The 19,146-nt window shown below is 62.1% G+C and carries 15 protein-coding genes and 2 pseudogenes; 12 read left to right on the forward strand and 5 right to left on the reverse strand.

Annotated features, from left to right (window positions below):
• Positions 1 to 64: 64 nt before the first annotated feature.
• The 5 genes and pseudogenes from gyrA to dnaA form a co-directional block, all read right to left on the reverse strand.
• On the reverse strand, positions 65 to 2,629 hold the full coding sequence (gene gyrA, locus RCH91_RS12705) for a DNA gyrase subunit A (protein ID WP_306535333.1): 2,565 nt from the start codon (positions 2,627 to 2,629) through the stop codon (positions 65 to 67).
• Positions 2,630 to 2,725: 96 nt separating this feature from the next.
• The gene (gene gyrB / locus RCH91_RS12710; protein WP_306535334.1) at positions 2,726 to 5,113 is read right to left on the reverse strand and encodes a DNA topoisomerase (ATP-hydrolyzing) subunit B; all 2,388 of its coding nucleotides are present in this window, start codon (positions 5,111 to 5,113) and stop codon (positions 2,726 to 2,728) included.
• Between the two features lie 10 nt (positions 5,114 to 5,123).
• Positions 5,124 to 6,209 (reverse strand): annotated as a pseudogene (gene recF, locus RCH91_RS12715) (DNA replication/repair protein RecF); the annotation flags it as partial.
• Positions 6,210 to 6,303: 94 nt separating this feature from the next.
• Entirely contained in the window at positions 6,304 to 7,425 is a 1,122-nt protein-coding gene (dnaN, locus tag RCH91_RS12720; protein WP_306535335.1) for a DNA polymerase III subunit beta, read from the reverse strand.
• Positions 7,426 to 7,649: 224 nt separating this feature from the next.
• Positions 7,650 to 9,002, reverse strand: a complete 1,353-nt coding sequence (gene dnaA / locus RCH91_RS12725) for a chromosomal replication initiator protein DnaA (protein WP_306535336.1) — start codon at positions 9,000 to 9,002, stop codon at positions 7,650 to 7,652.
• A 278-nt stretch (positions 9,003 to 9,280) separates the two neighbouring features.
• On the opposite strand from dnaA, the gene rpmH reads away from it, so the two are divergent.
• From rpmH to def, 12 genes and pseudogenes are all read left to right on the forward strand, one after another.
• Positions 9,281 to 9,430 carry a 50S ribosomal protein L34 gene (gene rpmH / locus RCH91_RS12730; protein ID WP_306535337.1) on the forward strand — a complete coding sequence of 50 codons (150 nt, stop codon included), beginning with the start codon at positions 9,281 to 9,283 and terminating at the stop codon, positions 9,428 to 9,430.
• Between the two features lie 56 nt (positions 9,431 to 9,486).
• On the forward strand, positions 9,487 to 9,837 hold the full coding sequence (gene rnpA, locus RCH91_RS12735; protein WP_306535405.1) for a ribonuclease P protein component: 351 nt from the start codon (positions 9,487 to 9,489) through the stop codon (positions 9,835 to 9,837).
• On the forward strand, positions 9,831 to 10,040 hold the full coding sequence (yidD, locus tag RCH91_RS12740; protein ID WP_306535338.1) for a membrane protein insertion efficiency factor YidD: 210 nt from the start codon (positions 9,831 to 9,833) through the stop codon (positions 10,038 to 10,040). The genes rnpA and yidD overlap by 7 nt, the downstream gene beginning before the upstream one ends.
• Positions 10,041 to 10,059: 19 nt before the next feature.
• On the forward strand, positions 10,060 to 11,667 hold the full coding sequence (gene yidC / locus RCH91_RS12745; RefSeq protein WP_306535339.1) for a membrane protein insertase YidC: 1,608 nt from the start codon (positions 10,060 to 10,062) through the stop codon (positions 11,665 to 11,667).
• A gap of 7 nt (positions 11,668 to 11,674) precedes the next feature.
• Positions 11,675 to 13,048, forward strand: coding sequence for a tRNA uridine-5-carboxymethylaminomethyl(34) synthesis GTPase MnmE (gene mnmE, locus RCH91_RS12750; RefSeq protein ID WP_306535340.1), 1,374 nt, complete (start codon positions 11,675 to 11,677; stop codon positions 13,046 to 13,048).
• A 150-nt stretch (positions 13,049 to 13,198) separates the two neighbouring features.
• The gene (gene mnmG, locus RCH91_RS12755; RefSeq protein WP_306535341.1) at positions 13,199 to 15,073 is read left to right on the forward strand and encodes a tRNA uridine-5-carboxymethylaminomethyl(34) synthesis enzyme MnmG; all 1,875 of its coding nucleotides are present in this window, start codon (positions 13,199 to 13,201) and stop codon (positions 15,071 to 15,073) included.
• 1 nt (position 15,074) lies between these two features.
• The gene (gene rsmG, locus RCH91_RS12760; RefSeq protein ID WP_306535342.1) at positions 15,075 to 15,734 is read left to right on the forward strand and encodes a 16S rRNA (guanine(527)-N(7))-methyltransferase RsmG; all 660 of its coding nucleotides are present in this window, start codon (positions 15,075 to 15,077) and stop codon (positions 15,732 to 15,734) included.
• A gap of 222 nt (positions 15,735 to 15,956) precedes the next feature.
• Positions 15,957 to 16,697, forward strand: coding sequence for a glycine zipper family protein (locus tag RCH91_RS12765; protein ID WP_306535343.1), 741 nt, complete (start codon positions 15,957 to 15,959; stop codon positions 16,695 to 16,697).
• Positions 16,698 to 16,760: 63 nt separating this feature from the next.
• Positions 16,761 to 17,135: pseudogene (gene ybgC / locus RCH91_RS12770) on the forward strand (tol-pal system-associated acyl-CoA thioesterase); the annotation flags it as partial.
• Between the two features lie 334 nt (positions 17,136 to 17,469).
• Entirely contained in the window at positions 17,470 to 17,820 is a 351-nt protein-coding gene (locus RCH91_RS12775) for a phage holin family protein (protein ID WP_306535344.1), read from the forward strand.
• A 224-nt stretch (positions 17,821 to 18,044) separates the two neighbouring features.
• The gene (locus tag RCH91_RS12780) at positions 18,045 to 18,611 is read left to right on the forward strand and encodes a glycine cleavage system protein R (protein ID WP_306535345.1); all 567 of its coding nucleotides are present in this window, start codon (positions 18,045 to 18,047) and stop codon (positions 18,609 to 18,611) included.
• A 4-nt stretch (positions 18,612 to 18,615) separates the two neighbouring features.
• Positions 18,616 to 19,122: a peptide deformylase gene (def, locus tag RCH91_RS12785; RefSeq protein ID WP_306535346.1), complete on the forward strand. Its 507-nt coding sequence runs from the start codon at positions 18,616 to 18,618 to the stop codon at positions 19,120 to 19,122.
• Positions 19,123 to 19,146 lie beyond the last annotated feature (24 nt).

Genomic DNA, 19,146 nt, shown 5'->3' on the forward strand with positions numbered 1-19,146 from the left:
CGGGGACCGGCGACCGGGGACCGGCACAATAACGCCGCCGGTCACGGGTCTGCGGCCGTCGCGGTTACTCTTCCACGACCTCCGCCTCGGGGAGGTCATCGCCCCCCTCGTCGGGCGCCTCGTCCCCTTCGTCCTTCTCGGCCAGCCTGGCCACGGCCACGATCCGCTCGTTCTGCTCGGCGGTCATGAGCCTCACCCCCTGGGTGTTGCGGCCAATGACCGAGAAGGGGGCCACGGGAATCCGAAGGATCTTCCCCTGATCGGTGATGAGCATCAGGTCGTTCTCGTCGGTCACCTGCATGATGTCGACGACGCAGCCGTTGCGCTCCGTGGTCTTGATGGTGATGATCCCCTTGCCGCCGCGGCTCTGGACCCGGTACTCGTCCAGCTCGGTCCGCTTGCCGAAGCCGTTCTCGGTGACGGTGAAGATGGTGGAGCCGGTGGCGTTGGGGTTGATGATCTCCATGCCGATCACCACGTCGTCGTCCTCCAGGCTCATCCCCCGCACCCCGCGGGAGACCCGGCCCATGGGACGGGCATCCGCCTCGTGGAAGCGGATCGACTTGCCGTTCTTCGACGCCAGGAGCACGTCATGCTTACCGTCGGTGAGGGCCACGGCAATGAGCTTGTCCCCGTCGTCCAGGTTCACGGCGATGATGCCGCCGCTCCGGATGTTGGCGTACTCCCGCAGGGGGCTCTTCTTCACCACACCGAGGCGGGTGGCCATGATGATGTTCCGCACCTCGTCGAATTCCTTCACCGAGAGGATGGCGGTGATCTGCTCGCCCGCCTGGAGGTTCAGGAGGTTGACGATGGCCTTGCCCCGGGTCGCCCGGCCCCCCTCGGGGATCTCGTAGACCTTGAGCCAGTAGACCCGGCCCGAGTCGGTGAAGAACATCATGAAGTCCTTGCTGGAGGCGACGAAGAGATGCTCGACGAAATCCTCCTCTTTGGTCTTCATGCCGGTCTTTCCTTTCCCTCCCCGGCGCTGGGAGCGGTATTGGGAGACGGCGGTCCGCTTGATGTAGCCGGTGTGGGAGACGGTGACCACCACGTCCTCCTCGACGATGGTGTCCTCCAGGGAGATCTCGGCGCTCCGGTCCACGATCTCGGTGCGACGCTCGTCGCCGAACCGCTCCTTTATCTCCCGCAGCTCGCCAATGATGATGGCGAGGATCTCCGCCTCGGAGGCGAGGATCTCCTTCAGCCGGGCGATGTACTTGAGGATCTCGGCATACTCGTTGAGGATCTTCTCCCGCTCGAGGCCCGTCAGACGCTGGAGGCGCATCTCAAGGATCGCCTGGGCCTGCTTGTCCGAGAGCTGGACGCTGGCGGTAAACGAGGCCCCTTCGATCCCCATCTTCCGCAGGAAATTGGGGTCGGAGAAGTTGCCGGCCATGAGGCCGTTCTTGGCTTCATCGGGGTTCTTGGAGGCGCGGATCAGCTCGATGACCGCATCGAGCCAGTCCAGGGCGATCTTGAGGCCTTCCAGGATGTGGGCCCGGGCCTCGGCCTTCTTCAACTCGAAGATGGTGCGGCGGGTGACGATCTCGCGGCGGTGGTCGATGAAATGGCCGATGGCGTCCCGCAGGGTCAGGACCCGGGGCCTCCCCGCCACGATGGCGAGCATGTTGATGCCGAAGGAGGTCTGCATCTGGGTCTGCTTGTAGAGGTGGTTGAGGATGATCTGGGGCTCCTCGTCCCGTTTCAGCTCGATGACGATCCGCATCCCGTCCCGGTCCGACTCGTCCCGGATGTCGCTGATCCCCTCCAGCTTCTTCTCCCGCACCAGCTCGGCGATCTTGGTGATCAGGTTCGCTTTGTTCACCTGGTAGGGGATCTCGGTGACGATGATGGACTGGCGCTCTGTCTTCTTGTGGGTCTCCACGGACACCCGGGCCCGCATCTGCACGATGCCGCGGCCGGTCCGGTACCCCTGGAGAATCCCCTCGCGGCCGTAGATGAAGCCGCCGGTGGGGAAGTCGGGGCCGGGGACCAGGGCCAGGAGCTCCTCGAAGGTGAGCTGCGGGTTCTCGATGACCGCGATGATCCCGTCGATCACCTCCGTGAGATTGTGGGGGGGAATGTTGGTGGCCATGCCGACGGCGATGCCCGAGGAGCCGTTCACCAGGAGGTTCGGAAACTTGGAGGGGAGCACCAGGGGCTCGGTGAGGGAGCCGTCGTAGTTGGGTCCCGTGTCCACGGTCTCCTTGTCCAGGTCGTTCAGGAGCTCATGGGCCAGCTGCTCCATCCGGATCTCGGTGTACCGCATGGCCGCCGGCGAGTCGCCGTCCACGGAACCGAAGTTCCCCTGGCCGTCCACCAGCGGGTAGCGGAGGGAGAAATCCTGGGCCATCCGGACGATGGTGTCGTAGGCCGCCGCGTCGCCGTGGGGGTGATACTTACCGATCACGTCACCGACCACCCGGGCCGACTTCTTGTACGGCTTGTTCCAGTCGTTGCTCATGTCGTACATGGCGTAGAGGCAGCGCCGGTGCACCGGCTTCAGCCCGTCCCGCACGTCGGGGAGGGCCCGGCCGATGATGACGCTCATGGCGTAGTCCATGTACGAGCGCTTCATCTCGTCTTCGATATTGACGGCAGTCTTGTTCAGGGTATGTTCAAGCATTCATGAACCTCAGAAACGGCTAGGGGCCCAGGGCAGGGACTAAAGGTCGTGCTTCTTCCCTTCAGCCTTCAGCCTTCGGCCTTCTGCCTGATTTTATTAGATATCCAGATTCGACACGTTCAGGGCGTTCTGCTCGATGAAGTCCCGGCGGGGTTCCACCTGGTCCCCCATGAGTATGGTGAAGATGGTGTCGGCCTCGATGGCGTCCTCCACCTTCACCTGCAGGAGCGTCCGGTTGGTGGGCTCCATGGTGGTCTCCCAGAGCTGCTCCGGGTTCATCTCGCCGAGACCCTTGTAGCGCTGGATGGAGAGCCCCTTCTTGGCGCTGTCCATGAAGAAGGTGAGGAGGTCCAGTCCGCGGATGGTGTCGAACAGCTCCTTTCCTTCGCTGGAGACCACGGCCCGGCCGGCGCCGAACATCTCCCGGACCTTCCGGTGGCTCTCCACCAGGAGCCCGTACTCGTAGGAGCCGATAAGGTCGAGGGTGTGCTGGTCCAGGGCGATCCGGAGGTTGCCGAGCCGGATGATGACCCGCCCGTCGTCCAGGGGGCTGAAGTCGCCGCCGTCGTACACCTGGGAGATGTTCCCCAGAAACGGCACCAGCTGCTCCATGTCCTCGATGCCGGCCTTGACGCCGAGGCGCAGGAAGACCCGGACGAGTTCCTCGTTGAGTCCCTTCCGCACCACCTTGTCCAGGAGAGTCCGGTATTCCCCCAGCTGCTTGAGGATCGGAATGATCTGTTTGCCGGCGTAGCTCTTCTCGCCGTTCTCCAGGAAGAGGACCATGTCCTCGGTCCCCTCCTCCAGGAGGTAGGCCTGCATGGCCGCCTCGTTGCGGAGGTAGAGTTCCTTGCGCCCCCGCTTCACCTTGTAGAGGGGAGGCTGGGCGATGTAGAGGTGCCCCCGCTCCACCACCTCCGGCATCTGCCGGAAGAAGAATGTGAGCAGCAGCGTCAGGATGTGGGAGCCGTCCACGTCGGCGTCGGTCATGACGATGATTCGGTGGTAACGGAGCTTGGCCACGTCGAAGTCGTCCTTGCCGATGCCGGTACCAAGGGCCGTGATCAGGGTGCCGATCTCCTGGGAGGAGAGCATCTTGTCGAACCGGGCCTTCTCCACGTTGAGGATCTTCCCCTTCAAAGGGAGGATCGCCTGGAATTTCCGGTCGCGCCCCTGCTTGGCGGAGCCGCCGGCGGAGTCACCCTCGACGAGATAGATTTCGCACAGGGCGGGGTCCCGCTCCTGGCAGTCGGCCAGCTTGCCGGGGAGGTTGGAGATGTCCAGGGCCCCCTTGCGCCGGGTCAGCTCCCGGGCCTTGCGGGCCGCCTCCCGGGCCCGGGCCGCCTCGATGGATTTGCCGATGATGTCCTTGGCGATCTTGGGGTTCTCCTCCAGGAAAACCGCCAGCCGCTCGTTCATGAGGGATTCCACGTACCCCTTCACCTCCGAATTTCCCAGCTTGGTCTTGGTCTGCCCCTCGAACTGGGGCTGGGGGATCTTGACGGAGATAACCGCCGTGAGCCCTTCCCGCAGGTCCTCGCCGGAGATGGAGACCTTCTCCTTCTTGAGGAGTTCGTTGGCTCCGGCATAGGTGTTCATGGTGCGGGTCAGGGCCGCCCGGAACCCCACCAGGTGGGTGCCGCCTTCGTGGGTGTTGATGTTGTTGGCGAAAGAAAAGACCTTCTCGTCGTAGGAGTCGTTGTACTGGAAGGCGATCTCCATCTCGATGCCGGCCTTCTCGCCCTTGAAAAAGACCGGTTTCTGGTGGAGAGGGGTGCGGTTCTTGTTCAGGTACTCCACGAAGGAGACGATTCCACCCTCGTAGTGGAAGTCGTGGTGTTTCCCTTCTTCCCGCTCGTCGGCAATGGTGATCCGGACCCCGGCGTTCAGGAAGGCCAGCTCCCGGAGCCGCTGAGAGAGCACGTCAAAGGAGAAGTCAGTGGTTTCGAAGATGGTGTCGTCGGGAAGGAAGTTGATCTTGGTTCCCCGCTTCTTGGTTTCTCCCACCACTTCCAGGGGGGTCAACGGGGCGCCGAAGGCATAGGACTGGTGGTACACCTTGCCATCGCGGCGGATCTCCAGCTCCAGTTTCTTGGACAGGGCATTGACGACGGAGACGCCGACCCCGTGGAGGCCGCCGGAGACCTTGTAGGAGGTGTTGTCGAATTTGCCGCCGGCATGGAGGACCGTGAGGGCCACCTCCGCCGCCGGCCTCCCTTCCGTCGGGTGCATGTCGGTGGGGATGCCGCGGCCGTTGTCCACCACCGTCAACGAGCCGTCCAGATGGATGGTGACATTCACCTCGTTGCAGTAGCCGGCCAGGGCCTCGTCGATGGAGTTGTCGACGATCTCGTAGACCAGGTGGTGGAGTCCCTGGGCCGAGGTGGAGCCGATGTACATGGCGGGGCGCTTGCGGACCGCCTCGAGCCCCTCCAGGACCTTGATCTTGTCTGCGCCGTAGTCGTTGTTCAGTTCGTCTGCCATACTTCTCCCTCTATGAAGGCGTCACCGTTCCACGTGAAACGTGGAAGGACGCGTGGGTTGCAATCCCCTCCAGGCGGAGGGTTGACACATCGGTGGTGGTGATGAAGACCTGCATCCGCTTTTCCCGGAGGAACGCCATGAGGTTCGCGTTCCGCTGGGGGTCCAGCTCCGACGAGATGTCGTCCAGGAGGAGCACCGGCGGGGCTCCGTTGAGGCGCTCCAGGTACTCGATCTCCGCCATCTTGAGGGCCAGAACGAAGCTGCGCTGCTGCCCCTGGGAACCGTGGTTGCGGATCACCCGGCCGTTCAGGACAAAGTCCACGTCGTCCCGGTGGGGGCCCACCACGGTGGTTCCCCGGCGGAGCTCCTCCGCCTCGTGGGCACCAAAGAGCGCCAGCAGGGCCCCGGTTCCCTCCCGGCTAACCTGCTCGGGGGTCGTGAGATGGGGACGAAAGGCAAGGCCCGCTTCCTCCTGGCCGCCGGCTATCTCCCGGTAGAACCGTCGGACCAGGGGCTCGATCTCGGCCAGATACCCCATCCGCTTCACCATGAGCCGGGTCCCCGCCTCGGCCAGCTGGCCGGTCCAGACCTCCAGCCCCTCCCGGGTTCCCCGCTTGAGGAGGGCGTTGCGCTGCTTGAGGAGCCGGTGGTACTCGTGGTGGAGGAGCAGGTACCCCAGATCCCCGCCGAAGATGGCCCGGTCCAGGTAGCGGCGCCTCAGATCCGGGCCGCTGCGGGCCATGGCGATCTCCTCGGGGGAGAAGACCACGGCATTGACGTTGCCGAAGAAGTCGGCAAGCCGCGTCACCGGTTTCTGGTCGACCCGGGCCTTTCGCCCCTCCCTGCCCAGGTAGAGGGCGATCTCCCTGCCAACCCCGTCCCGCTCGGCCCACCCCCGCAGGAGTGCGTAGGGAGCGTTCCAGGTGACGAGATCAGGGGTCTTGGCCAGCCGGAACGACTTCATGGTTCCCAGCAGGTAGATGGCCTCCAAGACCGAGGTCTTCCCCTGGCCGTTGGCGCCGTGGAGGACGTTGAAGCGCCGGTCGAAGCTGATTTCCGCCTCGGCAATATTCCGGAAGGAACTTATCTGGATCCTCGTCACGAACATGGTGATCTGCAGCCGAAAGAACGGCAAAAGGCCTCTCCCGGGGAGCGGCCTTCGCCTTCCGTGGCATGCCGGTTACCGTTTTCTACAGGCGCATCGGCATGATCACCGCGGTAAAGCCGTCAGTGCCGGCCGGTTTCACGATGGCCGGCGACAGCTCGTCGCGCAGCACCAGCGCCACGTCGCTCTCGTTGAGGACGGCAAGGACGTCCAGAAGATACTTGGCGTTGAAGCGGATGGAGAGGGGAGGGCCGCTGTAGGCCGCCTCCAGTTCCTCCGACGCCTCGCCCAGCTCCGGGTTGCTGGAGGAGATGATCATCTGCTCGCCGTTGATCTCCATCTTGATTCCCTTGAACTTCTCGCTGGAGAGGATCGACATCCGGCGCAGGGAGTGGAGAAACGGATCCCGGGCAACGGTCACGATCTTGTCGTTGGCCACCGGCACCACGCGGGTGTAGTCGGGGAACTCACCGTCCACAAGCCGCATCACCACCACTGTGTTCCCCTTCTTGATGACGGCGCTGTTGTCCATGAAACCGAAGGCCAGTTCTTCGGTCGTCGCTTCTTCGCTGATCTTCTTGAGTTCGAAGATACCCTTCTTGGGGAAGATGACCCCCTTGGCCATCTCGGGCCCCACGGCGCCGTGGAACTCCCGTTCGGCAATGGAAAGCCGGTGTCCGTCGGTGGCCACCATCCGGAGAATAGGTTTATTATCCTCAACGGTGGCCTTCACGAAGATGCCGTTCAGGTTGTATTTGGTCTCGTCGAAGCAGATGGCGTAGGCGGTCTTCTCGATCATGTCGGCCAGGAGCGCTCCCTCGATCCGGATAAGACTCTCCTCGTTCACCTTGGGGAAGTAGGGGAACTCCTCCGGGGAGAGGCCGACGATGCTGAAGTGGGCCTTGCCGCAGCGGATATCGACCCAGTCGTTCTCCTTGGTGGAAAATGAGATGACCTCCTCGGGAAGCTCCTTGACGATCTCGTGAAGCTTCTTGGCTGACACGGTAATCCGTCCCTCCCGGGTGACAGTGGTCCCGTAGGAGCTCTTCATCCCCACTTCCAGGTCCGTGGCCGTCAGCTCGATCCGGTCGGCATGGGCCTCGATAAGGACGTTGGAGAGGATCGGCATGGTGTTTCGCTTTTCGACGATACCCTGAATTTTCTGGAGAGCCCGCGAGAAGGTGTCCTTGTCGATCTTGAATTCCATCGTTCCTCCTTGTCAACAGATGTAGAATAGTATGGTTATGTATGTTTAAAGGCTTAGTAATAACAATAGGAGGTGTGGATTCGGGGATAACCCGGCAACTCACCGTGTCGGCTGCGTTTTTTTCTCGGTCCCACTGTTGATCGAAGCGGGGTTTTCCCCTGGCAGCCGGGCGGGCGCCGGGAGGTTGTTCACAACCGGTGTCTCCATCCACAGGGTTATCCCGCTCAACTCAACAGCCCCTTGCGCAGGGTCTCAACGGTATTTTTCAGTTCGAAATCCTGGGAGAGGAGTCTGTCCACCTTCTTGACCGAATGGATGATGGTGGAGTGGTCCTTTCCTCCGAACTTGTCTCCGATATCGGGATACGACGCCTTGGTCAGGTCGCGGCAGAGATAGATGGCGATCTGGCGGGGTACCACGAGGGCCTTGAGCCGCTTGTCTGACTTGAGTTCCGCCACCTTGAGGTTGAAGTGGTCGGCCACGTATTTCTGGATCATCTCCACCGTGATCTCTTTGGTCTTGTCGACGATGATGTCTTTGAGGACTTCCCGGGCCATGTCGAGGGTGATGTTCTTCCCCGTGAGGCTCGCTACGGCCCCCAGGCGGATAAGCATACCCTCCAGTTCCCGCACGTTGGTGCTGGCGCTGGAAGCGAGGAAGAGCGCCACGTCGTCGGGGAGCCGGATGCCGTCGACTTCCGCCTTCTTGCTGAGGATGGCGACCTTGGTCTCGGTGTCAGGCGGCTGGATGTCGGCGATGAGACCCCACTCGAAGCGGGAGCGGAGCCGCTCCTCCAGGCCGGGTATGTCCTTGGGGAACTTGTCGGAGGTGACCACGATCTGCTTATGGGACTCGTAGAGGGCGTTGAAGGTGTGGAAAAACTCCTCCTGGGTCCGCTCCTTGCCGGCGATGAACTGGATGTCGTCGATGAGGAGCAGGTCCATCTTGCGGAACTTGTTCCGGAACTGGTCCATCTTCTGGTAGCGGAGGCAGTTGATGAGCTCGTTCATGAACTTTTCGGAGGTGTAGAAACAGACCCGGGCCTTGCGGTTGTTGGCCAGGACCTGGTTGCCGATGGCCGTCAAAAGATGGGTCTTGCCGAGACCCACACCGCCGTAGATGAAGAGGGGATTGTATTTGCCTGCCGGGTTGTTGGCCACCGACTGGGCCGCCGCGTGGGCGAACTGGTTGCTTCCGCCACAGACGAAGGTGTCAAAGGTGTACTTGGTGTTCAGGTTAGTGGAAAACTCGGCGGGCGGGATTTTTTCCGTCTCGCCCGTCTGGAGTTCGTCCTCGGAGCGGCTCTTGCGGGGGCTTTTAGGTCCCTTTTCCTGTTGCCGCACCGCCACCTGAAGCTCAACCTGAAAGTGGGAGTCGGTGAGGGAGCGGACCGATTCGAGGATCATGGGAAGATAGCTCTCCCTGACCCGGTCCCTGATGAACTGGTTGGGCGCCTCCAGGAGGAGGGTGTTCTTCTGGGCTCCGGCGAACCTGATCGGCTCTATCCAGGTGGTGAAGGTCTGGTGCGTGAGCACCTTGGCCAGATTGGATTGTGCCTGGAGCCAAACGTCTTCCATAGAGGATAATCTCGGGGACCAGTTATTCACATGTTTTTCAACACATGTTGATAACCGGATTTACGTAGTGAAATTGAACTGTTAAGAGCGGAAATCAGGATGATGCGCGCATGCTGGATGCGGCCTCAGGATAGAGGAGACTAGCAGAGGAAGGGGGCGTTTGCAAGGCCAAATGTACCGTAGGGAAGTAAATTTATGCTTGACAGACAAAGGGCTCTGTGATTAAAGATACTTCTTTGCATAACCAGCAAAATGTCACTGATTCAGGGAGATAGCATATGAAAAGGACCTTTCAGCCGAGCAATACATCCCGGAAGCGTACCCATGGCTTCCGTGTCCGTATGTCCACGAAGAACGGCAGACTCGTCATCAAGCGTCGCCGCGCCAAGGGGCGTAAGCGTCTGGCGGTGACCATCGCCAGCAAATAATCCTCCGTTCGCCTTCCGATACTCGAAGGCTTGCCGGCGGAGCGGGGGAGTCCCCTCTGTTCACGTTCACCAAAGACGAGCGCCTGCTCAGGCGGGCTGATTTCCTCAGGCTCTCTGACGGGGCGCGAAAGATCAGCACCCCCTGTTTCCTCGTTCTTTGTGCAGCCGGCCCGGAAGCCACGTGCCGGATAGGCATCACCGTAAGCCGCAAAGTGGGCAATGCGGTGACCCGTAACCGGATAAAGCGCCTTGTGCGGGAGTATTATCGTCTGCACAAGGTACTCTTTCCTCCTCTCGACATCAACGTTATCGCCCGGAGGGGAGCTGAGGAGCTCGACTACCGGGGAGTCTGCCAGGAGCTGGACCGGGTGGTGGAGCGCCTCGCGGGCGTCACACGATCATGCTGAAGATTCTCATCCAGATCATCGGCATCTACCAGCGCTACCTCTCGCCCCTTACGGGGCCCACCTGCCGTTTCTATCCCTCCTGTTCAACCTACGCCAAGGAATCGCTCATGCGGCACGGCCTTCTCAGAGGGCTCTGGTACAGTGCCGTCCGGATCATGAAGTGTCATCCGTACCACCCCGGTGGCTACGATCCCGTCAAGTAATCATCCATCAGGAGCTGTCATGGAAAAAAGGGCTTTGATTGCGGTTGTTCTCTCTATTCTCTTCTTCTACGGCTACACGGCCCTCTTCCCGGCGCCGAAGAAGGAGGCTCCGGCCCCCACCCCCCAGCAGGCGGTGACCAGTGCCCATACCGCTGCGGCCCCTGCGCCGATTCCGGCAGCTCCGCCCCTTGCGCCAGCTCCCGTAGCCGCGGTCAGCGCCCAGCAGAAGGAGATTGCTGTCGAGACACCCGACTATACGGCGGTCTTTTCGACCCAGGGGGGGAGCCTTACCCGCCTTGTCCTGAAAAAGTACCGGGAAACTGCTGATCCCCATGGCAAACCCGTTACCCTGGTGGACGAGCGCGACCCGTCTTTTTACACCCTTTCCACCCGGGCAGCCGGGATTGGCCTTGATCCGTCCGCTCTCTTTGTGCCAAGCGCCGAGACCCTGACCGTAGCGGCGGGGGAGAAGAAGGATCTGTCCTTTACCTGGATATCCCCGGCGGGGGTAACGGTTCGCAAGGTCTACACCTTCCAGGGGGGTAACTACGGCATCGACATGGCATACCAGGTGGCTAACTCAGGAATGGCCCGGGCTGGCGCGGCCTTCCAGACCCTGATGACTTATCCCTCGGTTCCCCGGGCCAAGGAGACCCGCTTCGAGACCTTCGGACCGGCGACCTTTGCCCAAGACAAGCTTACGGAAGAGAAGATCAAGGACCTTGCCGGCCAGGGGAAGAGCTACAGCGCTCCCCTCTGGAGCGGCTTCGCCGACAAGTATTTCCTCTCGGCGGTCATGGCCCAGGGGGGGAGCATCACCTCCGCCTCCGTCCGGAGCACACCCCGGGGTATATTGGAAAACGTCATCACCGCGCCAGATCTCTCACTCAACCCGGGTGAGACGAAGGCTGTTGCCTATCGGCTCTACTTCGGTCCCAAGGACCTGGACATCCTCAAGTCCCAGGGGAACAGTCTCGAGCGGGCCATCGATCTCGGCTGGTTTGCCATGCTGGCCAAGCCGCTTCTCCAGAGCCTCAAGTTCTTCTACCAGTATGTGCACAACTACGGCATTTCCATCATCATAATAACGGTTATTCTCAAGATTCTCTTCTACCCTCTCACCCATTCCAGCTACAAATCCATGAAGGAGATGCAGAAGCTCCAGCCGAAGATGGCCGAGCTGCGGGAGAAGTTCAAGAATGACCGCGACGCCATGAACAAGGCCATCATGGAGCTCTACCAGACCCACAAGGTGAACCCGGTGGGAGGGTGCCTCCCGATGATCGTCCAGATACCGGTCTTCTTCGCCCTCTACAAGGCCCTCATGTTCTCCATCGAGCTCCGGCACGCGCCGTTCATGCTCTGGATCCAGGACCTGGCCGGGAAGGATCCCTACTACGTGACCCCGATCATCATGGGTATCACCATGGTCATCCAGCAGAAGATGACCCCGTCCCAGATGGATCCCATGCAGCAGAAGATGATGATGGCCCTGCCGGTGGTCTTCACCTTCATGTTCCTGAACTTCCCGTCGGGGCTCGTCCTCTACTGGCTCGTGAACAACGTCCTGACCATCATCCAGCAGTCCTACATCAACAAGAGCATCGCCGCCGCCGAGGCCAAGTAGGGTTTCCGTGTACGTGGAAGATACCATAGCGGCCATCAGCACGCCGGTGGGTGAGGGGGGGATCGGCGTCATCCGGGTGAGCGGCCCCGATGCCCCCGCCATCGCCCGGCGGCTTGTGCGGCGGGGGAACGTGAACGGTGACTTCGAGAGTCACCGTTTTTATTATGGCGCCGTGACCGACCCCGATACGACCGATACTGTCGACGAGGTCATGGTGGTGCTCATGGGGGCACCCCGTTCCTACACCCGTGAGGATGTGCTGGAGATCCAGTGCCACGGCGGGTACCTGGTCACCCGGCGGGTCCTGGACGCGGTGCTCCGGTGCGGCGCACGGCTGGCCGAGCCGGGGGAGTTCACCCGGCGGGCATTTCTGAATGGGAGGATCGATCTCGTCCAGGCCGAAGCGGTCATCGATGTCATCCGCTCCAAGACCGAGGCGGCCCTTTCCCTGGCCCAGCACCAGCGGGAAGGGAGACTATCCGGAAGACTCGATGCCGTGCGCGATGGTCTCCGGCACGGGCTCGCCCTTGTCGAGGCATTTATCGATTTTCCCGAAGAGGAGATCGATCCCGCTTCCCAGGGGGAGATCGAGGAGAAGACCCGGGAGGCTCTCGGTCGCATCGATGAGCTTCTGGACGGCTTTGACGAGGGGAGGGTGCTCCGCGAGGGGGTGTCGGTCCTTATCGCCGGAAAGCCCAACGTTGGAAAGTCGAGTCTTCTCAACACGATCCTCCAGGAGAAGCGGGCCATCGTGACGTCGGTTCCCGGCACAACCCGCGACATCATCGAGGAGGTGGTGAACGTCCGGGGGCTGCCGCTCCGGATGCTGGATACCGCCGGGATCCGCGAGACCGAGGATATTGTCGAGCAGGAAGGGGTGCGGCTGACCCTGGAGAAGATACCCCAGGCCGACCTGATCCTCTTTGTCCTCGACGGTTCGCGCCCCTTCGATGGGGACGACCGGATGCTTCTCGACGCCCTTGTTGAAAAGCGAGTGATAGTTGTCCTGAACAAGGCAGACCTTCCTCTCCGTCTGGACGTTCCCGGCGAACTGGGGAAGCTGGGCATCGTAAGCATATCCACAGCCACCGGCGTCGGTATCGACGATCTGAAGGGAGCTATCTTCGATACCTTCATCCACGGCCGCGCCATCGACAGCCGTGAATATGTGGCCCTTTCCCAGGCCCGGCACCGGGATGCCCTGGCAAAGGCCCGGGAGCGGATTACGGCTATTATTGCCAATCTTGCCAGTGGTCACCCCCCCGAACTTCTGGCCGTCGACCTGAAGGATGCCCTCACCGCCGTTGGGGAAGTAACCGGAGAAACGACCCCCGACGACATCCTTGACATGATTTTCCAGCGGTTCTGTATCGGGAAGTAGTCTGGGCACAACAGGGGAGGGCTGGCATCGAAACGGCAGATGTTTCACGTGGAACAAATTTTCTAACTGGTTGTCATTGCTGTTGAATTCTCTGGGATACCGTATCCATTAATGCTCCCTGTGAAACAGGGACGAGGTCACGCAGAAGAGATGGGATTCATCAACTACGATAAGCGATACGATGTCATTGTGGTGGGGGCCGGACACGCCGGCTGCGAGGCGGCCCTGGCGGCGGCCCGGATGGGGTGCGAAACGCTCCTTCTCACCATCAACCTCGACGCCATCGCCCTCATGTCGTGCAACCCGGCCATCGGCGGGCTCGCCAAGGGACACCTGGTGAAGGAGATCGATGCCCTCGGCGGCGAGATGGGGAAAAACATCGACGCCACCGGCATCCAGTTCCGCATTCTCAATACCCGCAAGGGGCCGGCGGTACGCGCCTCCCGGGCCCAGGCCGACAAACAGCTCTACCGCCTGCGGATGAAGCACGTCATGGAGCAGCAGGAGCGGCTTTCCCTCAAGCAGGCCGAGGTGACCGGTATCGTCGTGGACGACGGAGAGGTGCGGGGCGTTGATACCAAGGTCGGGGTCCGCTATCTGGGCACCACCGTCATTCTCACCACCGGCACCTTCATGCGGGGGCTCATCCACGTGGGGCTCACCAACTACCCGGGAGGAAGGGCAGGGGACCTGCCGTCAGTGGGGCTTTCGGATCAGCTCCGGGAGCTGGGCTTCGCGGTCGGCCGTCTCAAGACCGGTACTCCGGCCCGTCTCGACGGCCGGACCATCGACTTCTCACGCCTGGAACCCCAGTACGGGGACGAACCGCCGGTGCCGTTCTCCTTCACCACGGAGCGGATCGACCAGCCCCAGGTGCCGTGTTACATCGCCTACACCAACCCCCGCTCCCACGACATCATCCGCTCGGGCCTCGACCGTTCCCCACTCTACGCCGGGATCATCGAAGGAGTTGGCCCCCGCTACTGCCCCTCCATTGAGGACAAGGTGGTCCGCTTCCCCGAGAAGGACCGCCACCAGACCTTCCTGGAGCCTGAGGGGCGCGATACTGTGGAATACTACCCTTCGGGTCTCTCCACCTCGCTCCCCATCGACATCCAGTGGGCCTTCTACCGGAGCATCGAGGGGCTGGAGCAGGTGGAGATCATGCGGCCGGCCTATGCCATTGAGTACGACTACGTGGACCCGATCCAACTCCATGGATCGCTGGAGACGAAGCGGGTCCGCAACCTCTACCACGCCGGCCAGATCAACGGCACCTCCGGTTACGAAGAGGCGGCGGGGCAGGGCCTCATGGCGGGGATTAATGCTGCCCTTCGGGTGAGGGGAGAAGAGCCCCTCGTCCTCGGCCGGAGCGAGGCCTACATCGGCGTCATGATCGACGACCTTGTCACCCTCGGCACCCGGGAGCCGTACCGGATGTTCACCTCCCGGGCCGAATACCGGCTGCTCCTGAGGGAGGACAACGCGGACCTGCGGCTGCGGGAAAGAGGTCACGGGGCAGGGCTGGTGCCGGAAGGGGAGTACCGGCGGTTTCTGGAGAAGCGGGAGCGGATCGGTGCCGAGCTTGCGCGGCTCAAGGGGACGAAGCTTCTTCCGTCCGAAGCCGACCCCTCGTTTCTGGCCGCCTTCGGCATGACCGATCTCCAGAACGCCCTTACCTACGAGCAGCTCCTGCGGCGTCCCGACATCACCTACGAGGAGCTTCGCCGGATCGACCCCCAGGCGGCGGAGGTGCCACCTGCCGTGAGGGAGCAGGTGGAGATACAGATCAAGTACCAGGGGTACATCGAGCGGCAGCTGGACCAGGTGGAGCGGGCCCGGAAGCTGGAGGGGACCGCCATTCCCGCCGATTTCGACTACGCCGCCATCCCCGGCCTGTCGGCGGAGGTGCGGGAGAAGCTGGCGACGTTCCGCCCCGACACCCTGGGGCAGGCCTCCCGCATCCAGGGGGTGACGCCGGCGGCGGTGGGGATCCTGGCCCTCTCCCTCAAGGCCCGGGGGTAGCATGAACCAGGACGCAAAGGATCTCCTCGTGCGCGGTGCGGCCCAGCTGGGGGTGGAGCTAACCCCTGCCCAGGTGGGGAGGTTCGCCCTCTTCGCCGCAGAACTCAGGAAGTGGAACCGCAAGATTAACCTGACCGCCATCACCACCGAGCGGGAGATTGCCCTCAAGCACTTCGTGGACTCCCTCTCCCTCTGCCGGGTGGTCCACAAGGGGGGAAGGCTTCTGGACCTCGGCTCCGGCGGCGGGTTTCCCGTTATCCCCTTTGCCATAGTCCATCCCAGCAGCGAGTCCGTGTCGGTGGATGCGGTGGAGAAGAAGGTGATCTTCCAGCGCCATGTGGGACGGACTCTCGGCCTGCACCACTTCATGGCGATCCACGCCCGGGGTGAGGAACTGGCGGGGCGGTTCGCGGGGCACTTCGACTGGGTCGTTTCCCGGGCCTTCACCGATATTCCCACCTTCGTACGCATGTCGCTCCCGCTCCTCGCTCCGGGGGGACGCATTGTCGCCATGAAGGGGCAGGCGGGTCGTGACGAGGCTGAAACCTCCCGGTCGGCCCTGGCAAGCCTCGGCGTGGAGCTCCGTGAGGTGATGGAATTCCCTCTTCCGCTGTCTGGTGATCACCGATGCCTCATCGTCATGGGGCGGCGCGAAGGGTAGAATGCTCCTCCCCACCAATTTCGCACCAGATTCGCGCCTGACCTGTTTTGGATCAAAAGCTATATCCGTGCTCGGCTCCCCCGAAAAAATCCCCTCAAAACCGAAATATGAATGCCGCTTTTTTGGGCAGATTGAAACCATTAGCGACCATTGCGCCGGCGCAGAAGGGTGATAAGCTCTTTGGTGAAACCATTGACACTGTCACACAAGGAGTGAATGACCATGAAAAAAACAATTCTCAAGCGAGGCGCCATCCTGCTGGTTCCCCTAATGCTAATCTCGGCCTGTACCCCCTACCGGAGCCAGTACGTCGGCTTCCGCCCTGCCGAGGATTACGTGAACCGGCTTGTGGTAAGCGGCGTTACCATCGGCGGCGAGGCCTTTGACGACAAGGGTGCCGCTCAGGATGCCTTCGGTTTCGACATCAAGGGGACCGGCCTGATCCCGGTTCAACTGGTCATGACCAATCAGGGGACGAAGAATCTGGAGATCGTGACGAACCAGACCTTCCTGGTGAACGAGAAGAACCTCTATTTCCAGGTGGTCCCCAACGTGACGGCTCTCGATCGGATCGAAAAGTCGACCCAGTTTGCCTCCTTCTTCGGCAGCGAGGCAGGGAAAGGAGCCGTTCTCGGGGCCGTGGGCGGGGCCATTCTCGGGGCTGCCGTTGGCATCGTGTCTGGTCACAACATCGGCGAGGCGATAGGCAAAGGAGCCGCCATCGGCGGTGCAGGAGGGGCCGTTGCCGGCGGTGTGAAGGGGGGAACCTCGGGCGAACGGGAGCGGACCATCATTGAGGATATCCGGGCAAAGGGTCTTGAGGGGAAAACCCTCCCGGCCGGGAGCATTGCCAGCGGCTTCCTCTTCTTCCCCGCCGAGGCGGATACGGCCCGGGATCTGAGGTTGCAGCTCCGGGAGCGGGAGACCGGCGAGATTCACAGTGTGATCCTGAAGTTCAAGTAGCGGCGCTGCGGTGCCGTCCTTAAAGAGGCCGCGGGCCTCTTTTTTTTGCTGTGGGAGGAAATGATGGAGTTCCGTGTTTACTACGAAGACACCGACGCCGGCGGAGTGGTCTACCACGCCCGGTACCTGGGCTTTTTCGAACGGGGCAGGTGCGAGTTCCTCCGTGAGCGAGGCCTTTCGGTTCGTGAACTGGCCGAGAAGGGGTGGATCTTCCCGGTGGTGCGGATGGAGATCGACTACCGGGCGCCGGCGGTGCTCGACGACCTGCTCCGGGTGGAGAGCGAGGTGCTCGAGGTGGGAAAGACCTCTTTCACCCTGGGACAGCGGGTGGTGCGGGGCGAGGACGGAAAAGTCCTCGTCGACGGCCGGATTACCCTCGTCTGCGTCGGCCCGGGGATGAAACCCCGCCGGCTTCCCGAAGCGCTCCTGAGGGTTCTCAGCCCTGCGACCGAGGCCACGGGGGTCGCCCTCAAGGCGTCGGACCTCTACTACAAGTACCGCAAAGATGTTGTCAACCGTCACAGTGCAAAGTTCCGGGGGAAACCGGACCCCGCACCCTTCAACCGGGACGATCTTTACGAGGTGCTCCCGATGATGGAGGTAGTCATGAACGAGCTCGGTACCAATGACGGCCGTGTCCTGAACATGCTGGAAGATATCATGAACACGGAGATGCCGCGCTTCATCGAGAGCCGGGAGATGGTCTTCGACTGTCTCGTGGAGACGGCCCGGGAGCGTCTGGGGCTGAACGACCGGTAGGGAGGATAACACTATGCTCGCATTTGTCCTGAAGCTCATCGTCAACGCCGTGGCCCTCTTTGCCGTGGTACGCCTGGTCCCCGGAATCAGCGTCACGGGAACCGGCAACCTCATCGTCGCTGCCCTTGTCCTGGGTTTCCTCAACGCGGTACTCCGGCCGATCATCGCCTTTTTCTCCCTGCCGGTCACGGTCCTCACCCTGGGGCTCTTCACCTTCGTGGTGAACGGCATCGTATTCGCCCTGGCCGCCTGGATCGTTCCCGGATTCAGCGTCGCCGGCTTCTGGAGCGCCATTCTGGGGGCGCTGGTCTTCAGCCTCATCAGCTTCGTGCTCAACCTCATCGTTGGGCCTGCCAGCGACTGACCCGATCGCAGCCCTCGGCTGGGGAGGATGTGGCGCCCATGGGCCGTGAAAGCCGGCTATGCCACTGATCTGCATCGGCAGGCAGGTGCGCCCGATGTTCGTGCGTAGCCCGAACGGCGTCGCCCCCAGCCGCCTTGCCATCCCATGCCGCATCTGGTATAGATTGAGGACCCGCCGAGGCACAACCCTTCGCCGGACGCACGTTTCCCGTGGGAGGAACCAAGATGACCAAACCCCAGAAAGATTCCCTTGCCCACTTCGCCGTCACCGTTGTGGGCAAAGACCGCCCCGGCATCGTGGCCGGCACTGCCGGGGTCCTCTACCGGCTCGGCTGCAATATCGAGGACTCCAGCTCCACCATGCTCGGTGGCGAGTTCTCCATGATCCTCATCGTTTCTCACATGAAGCCCTTTAGCAAGAGTAAGCTTCTGGATGAGTTCAGGGGGGTCGCCGAGGAGATGGGGCTGACGGTGGCGGCCCGGTCCCTTTCCCTTGACGAGGTGGCCTACCAGGCCCCGGAGGGGGAACTCTGCATGGTCTCGGTCTACGGCTCCGACCAGCCGGGTATCGTCTACCGTGTGACGAAGGAGCTGGCCGAGCGGAAGGTGAACATTACCGACCTGAACACCAAGCTCATCGGCACCAAGGAGGCGCCGGTCTACGTCCTGATGCTGGAAGCGGCCCTGCCGGAGGGGATTGCTGTGGAGGACGTGGCGGCGATGCTCGACGAGATCAAGAAGGAACTGAACGTGGAGATTTCGGTCCGGTCCATCACCCCGGTTTCCCTCTGACGCCATGCCCGCACAGACCATCCTCCACTATCCCCATCCCGTTCTCAAGAAGGTCAGCAACGCCGTCACGGTCATCGACGACGAGATCCGGGGGCTCATTGACGATCTCCTCGACACCATGGGGGCCGGTCCCGGCTCCGTGGGGGTCGCCGCCCCCCAGATCGGCGTCACCCTCCGGGTCTGCGTCGTGGACGTCTCCGCAAGCCGCCACGGCAAGGAGAACAACCACGGCCTTCTCGTCATGGTAAACCCTGAAATAATCCATCGGGAAGGGGCGGCCATCATGCGCGAGGGGTGCATGAGTGTCCCCGACTACACCGGCGACGTGGAGCGGGCCACGACCATCACCGTCCGCTTCCAGGACGGGGAGAGGACCGCGCGGGAGATCACCGCCACAGGCTTCGAAGCCGTGGCCATCCAGCACGAGATGGACCACCTGGACGGCATACTCTTCCTGGACCGGATCGTGTCGCTGAAGACGGGGCTCTTCCGGAGGAAAAACTACCGGTAGCCATCACCACCAGTCGGACTCCAT

This window comes from Geobacter sp., assembly GCF_030834625.1.
Lineage (GTDB): Bacteria > Desulfobacterota > Desulfuromonadia > Geobacterales > Geobacteraceae > Geobacter.

Coding starts and splice junctions, on each gene's coding strand:
- gyrA (WP_306535333.1), bottom strand. CDS start 2,629: ATGCTTGAACATACCCTGAACAAGACTGCCGTCAATATCGAAGACGAG.
- gyrB (WP_306535334.1), bottom strand. CDS start 5,113: ATGGCAGACGAACTGAACAACGACTACGGCGCAGACAAGATCAAGGTC.
- dnaN (WP_306535335.1), bottom strand. CDS start 7,425: ATGGAATTCAAGATCGACAAGGACACCTTCTCGCGGGCTCTCCAGAAA.
- dnaA (WP_306535336.1), bottom strand. CDS start 9,002: ATGGAAGACGTTTGGCTCCAGGCACAATCCAATCTGGCCAAGGTGCTC.
- rpmH (WP_306535337.1), top strand. CDS start 9,281: ATGAAAAGGACCTTTCAGCCGAGCAATACATCCCGGAAGCGTACCCAT.
- yidD (WP_306535338.1), top strand. CDS start 9,831: ATGCTGAAGATTCTCATCCAGATCATCGGCATCTACCAGCGCTACCTC.
- yidC (WP_306535339.1), top strand. CDS start 10,060: ATGGAAAAAAGGGCTTTGATTGCGGTTGTTCTCTCTATTCTCTTCTTC.
- mnmG (WP_306535341.1), top strand. CDS start 13,199: ATGGGATTCATCAACTACGATAAGCGATACGATGTCATTGTGGTGGGG.
- rsmG (WP_306535342.1), top strand. CDS start 15,075: ATGAACCAGGACGCAAAGGATCTCCTCGTGCGCGGTGCGGCCCAGCTG.
- RCH91_RS12765 (WP_306535343.1), top strand. CDS start 15,957: ATGAAAAAAACAATTCTCAAGCGAGGCGCCATCCTGCTGGTTCCCCTA.
- RCH91_RS12775 (WP_306535344.1), top strand. CDS start 17,470: ATGCTCGCATTTGTCCTGAAGCTCATCGTCAACGCCGTGGCCCTCTTT.
- RCH91_RS12780 (WP_306535345.1), top strand. CDS start 18,045: ATGACCAAACCCCAGAAAGATTCCCTTGCCCACTTCGCCGTCACCGTT.
- def (WP_306535346.1), top strand. CDS start 18,616: ATGCCCGCACAGACCATCCTCCACTATCCCCATCCCGTTCTCAAGAAG.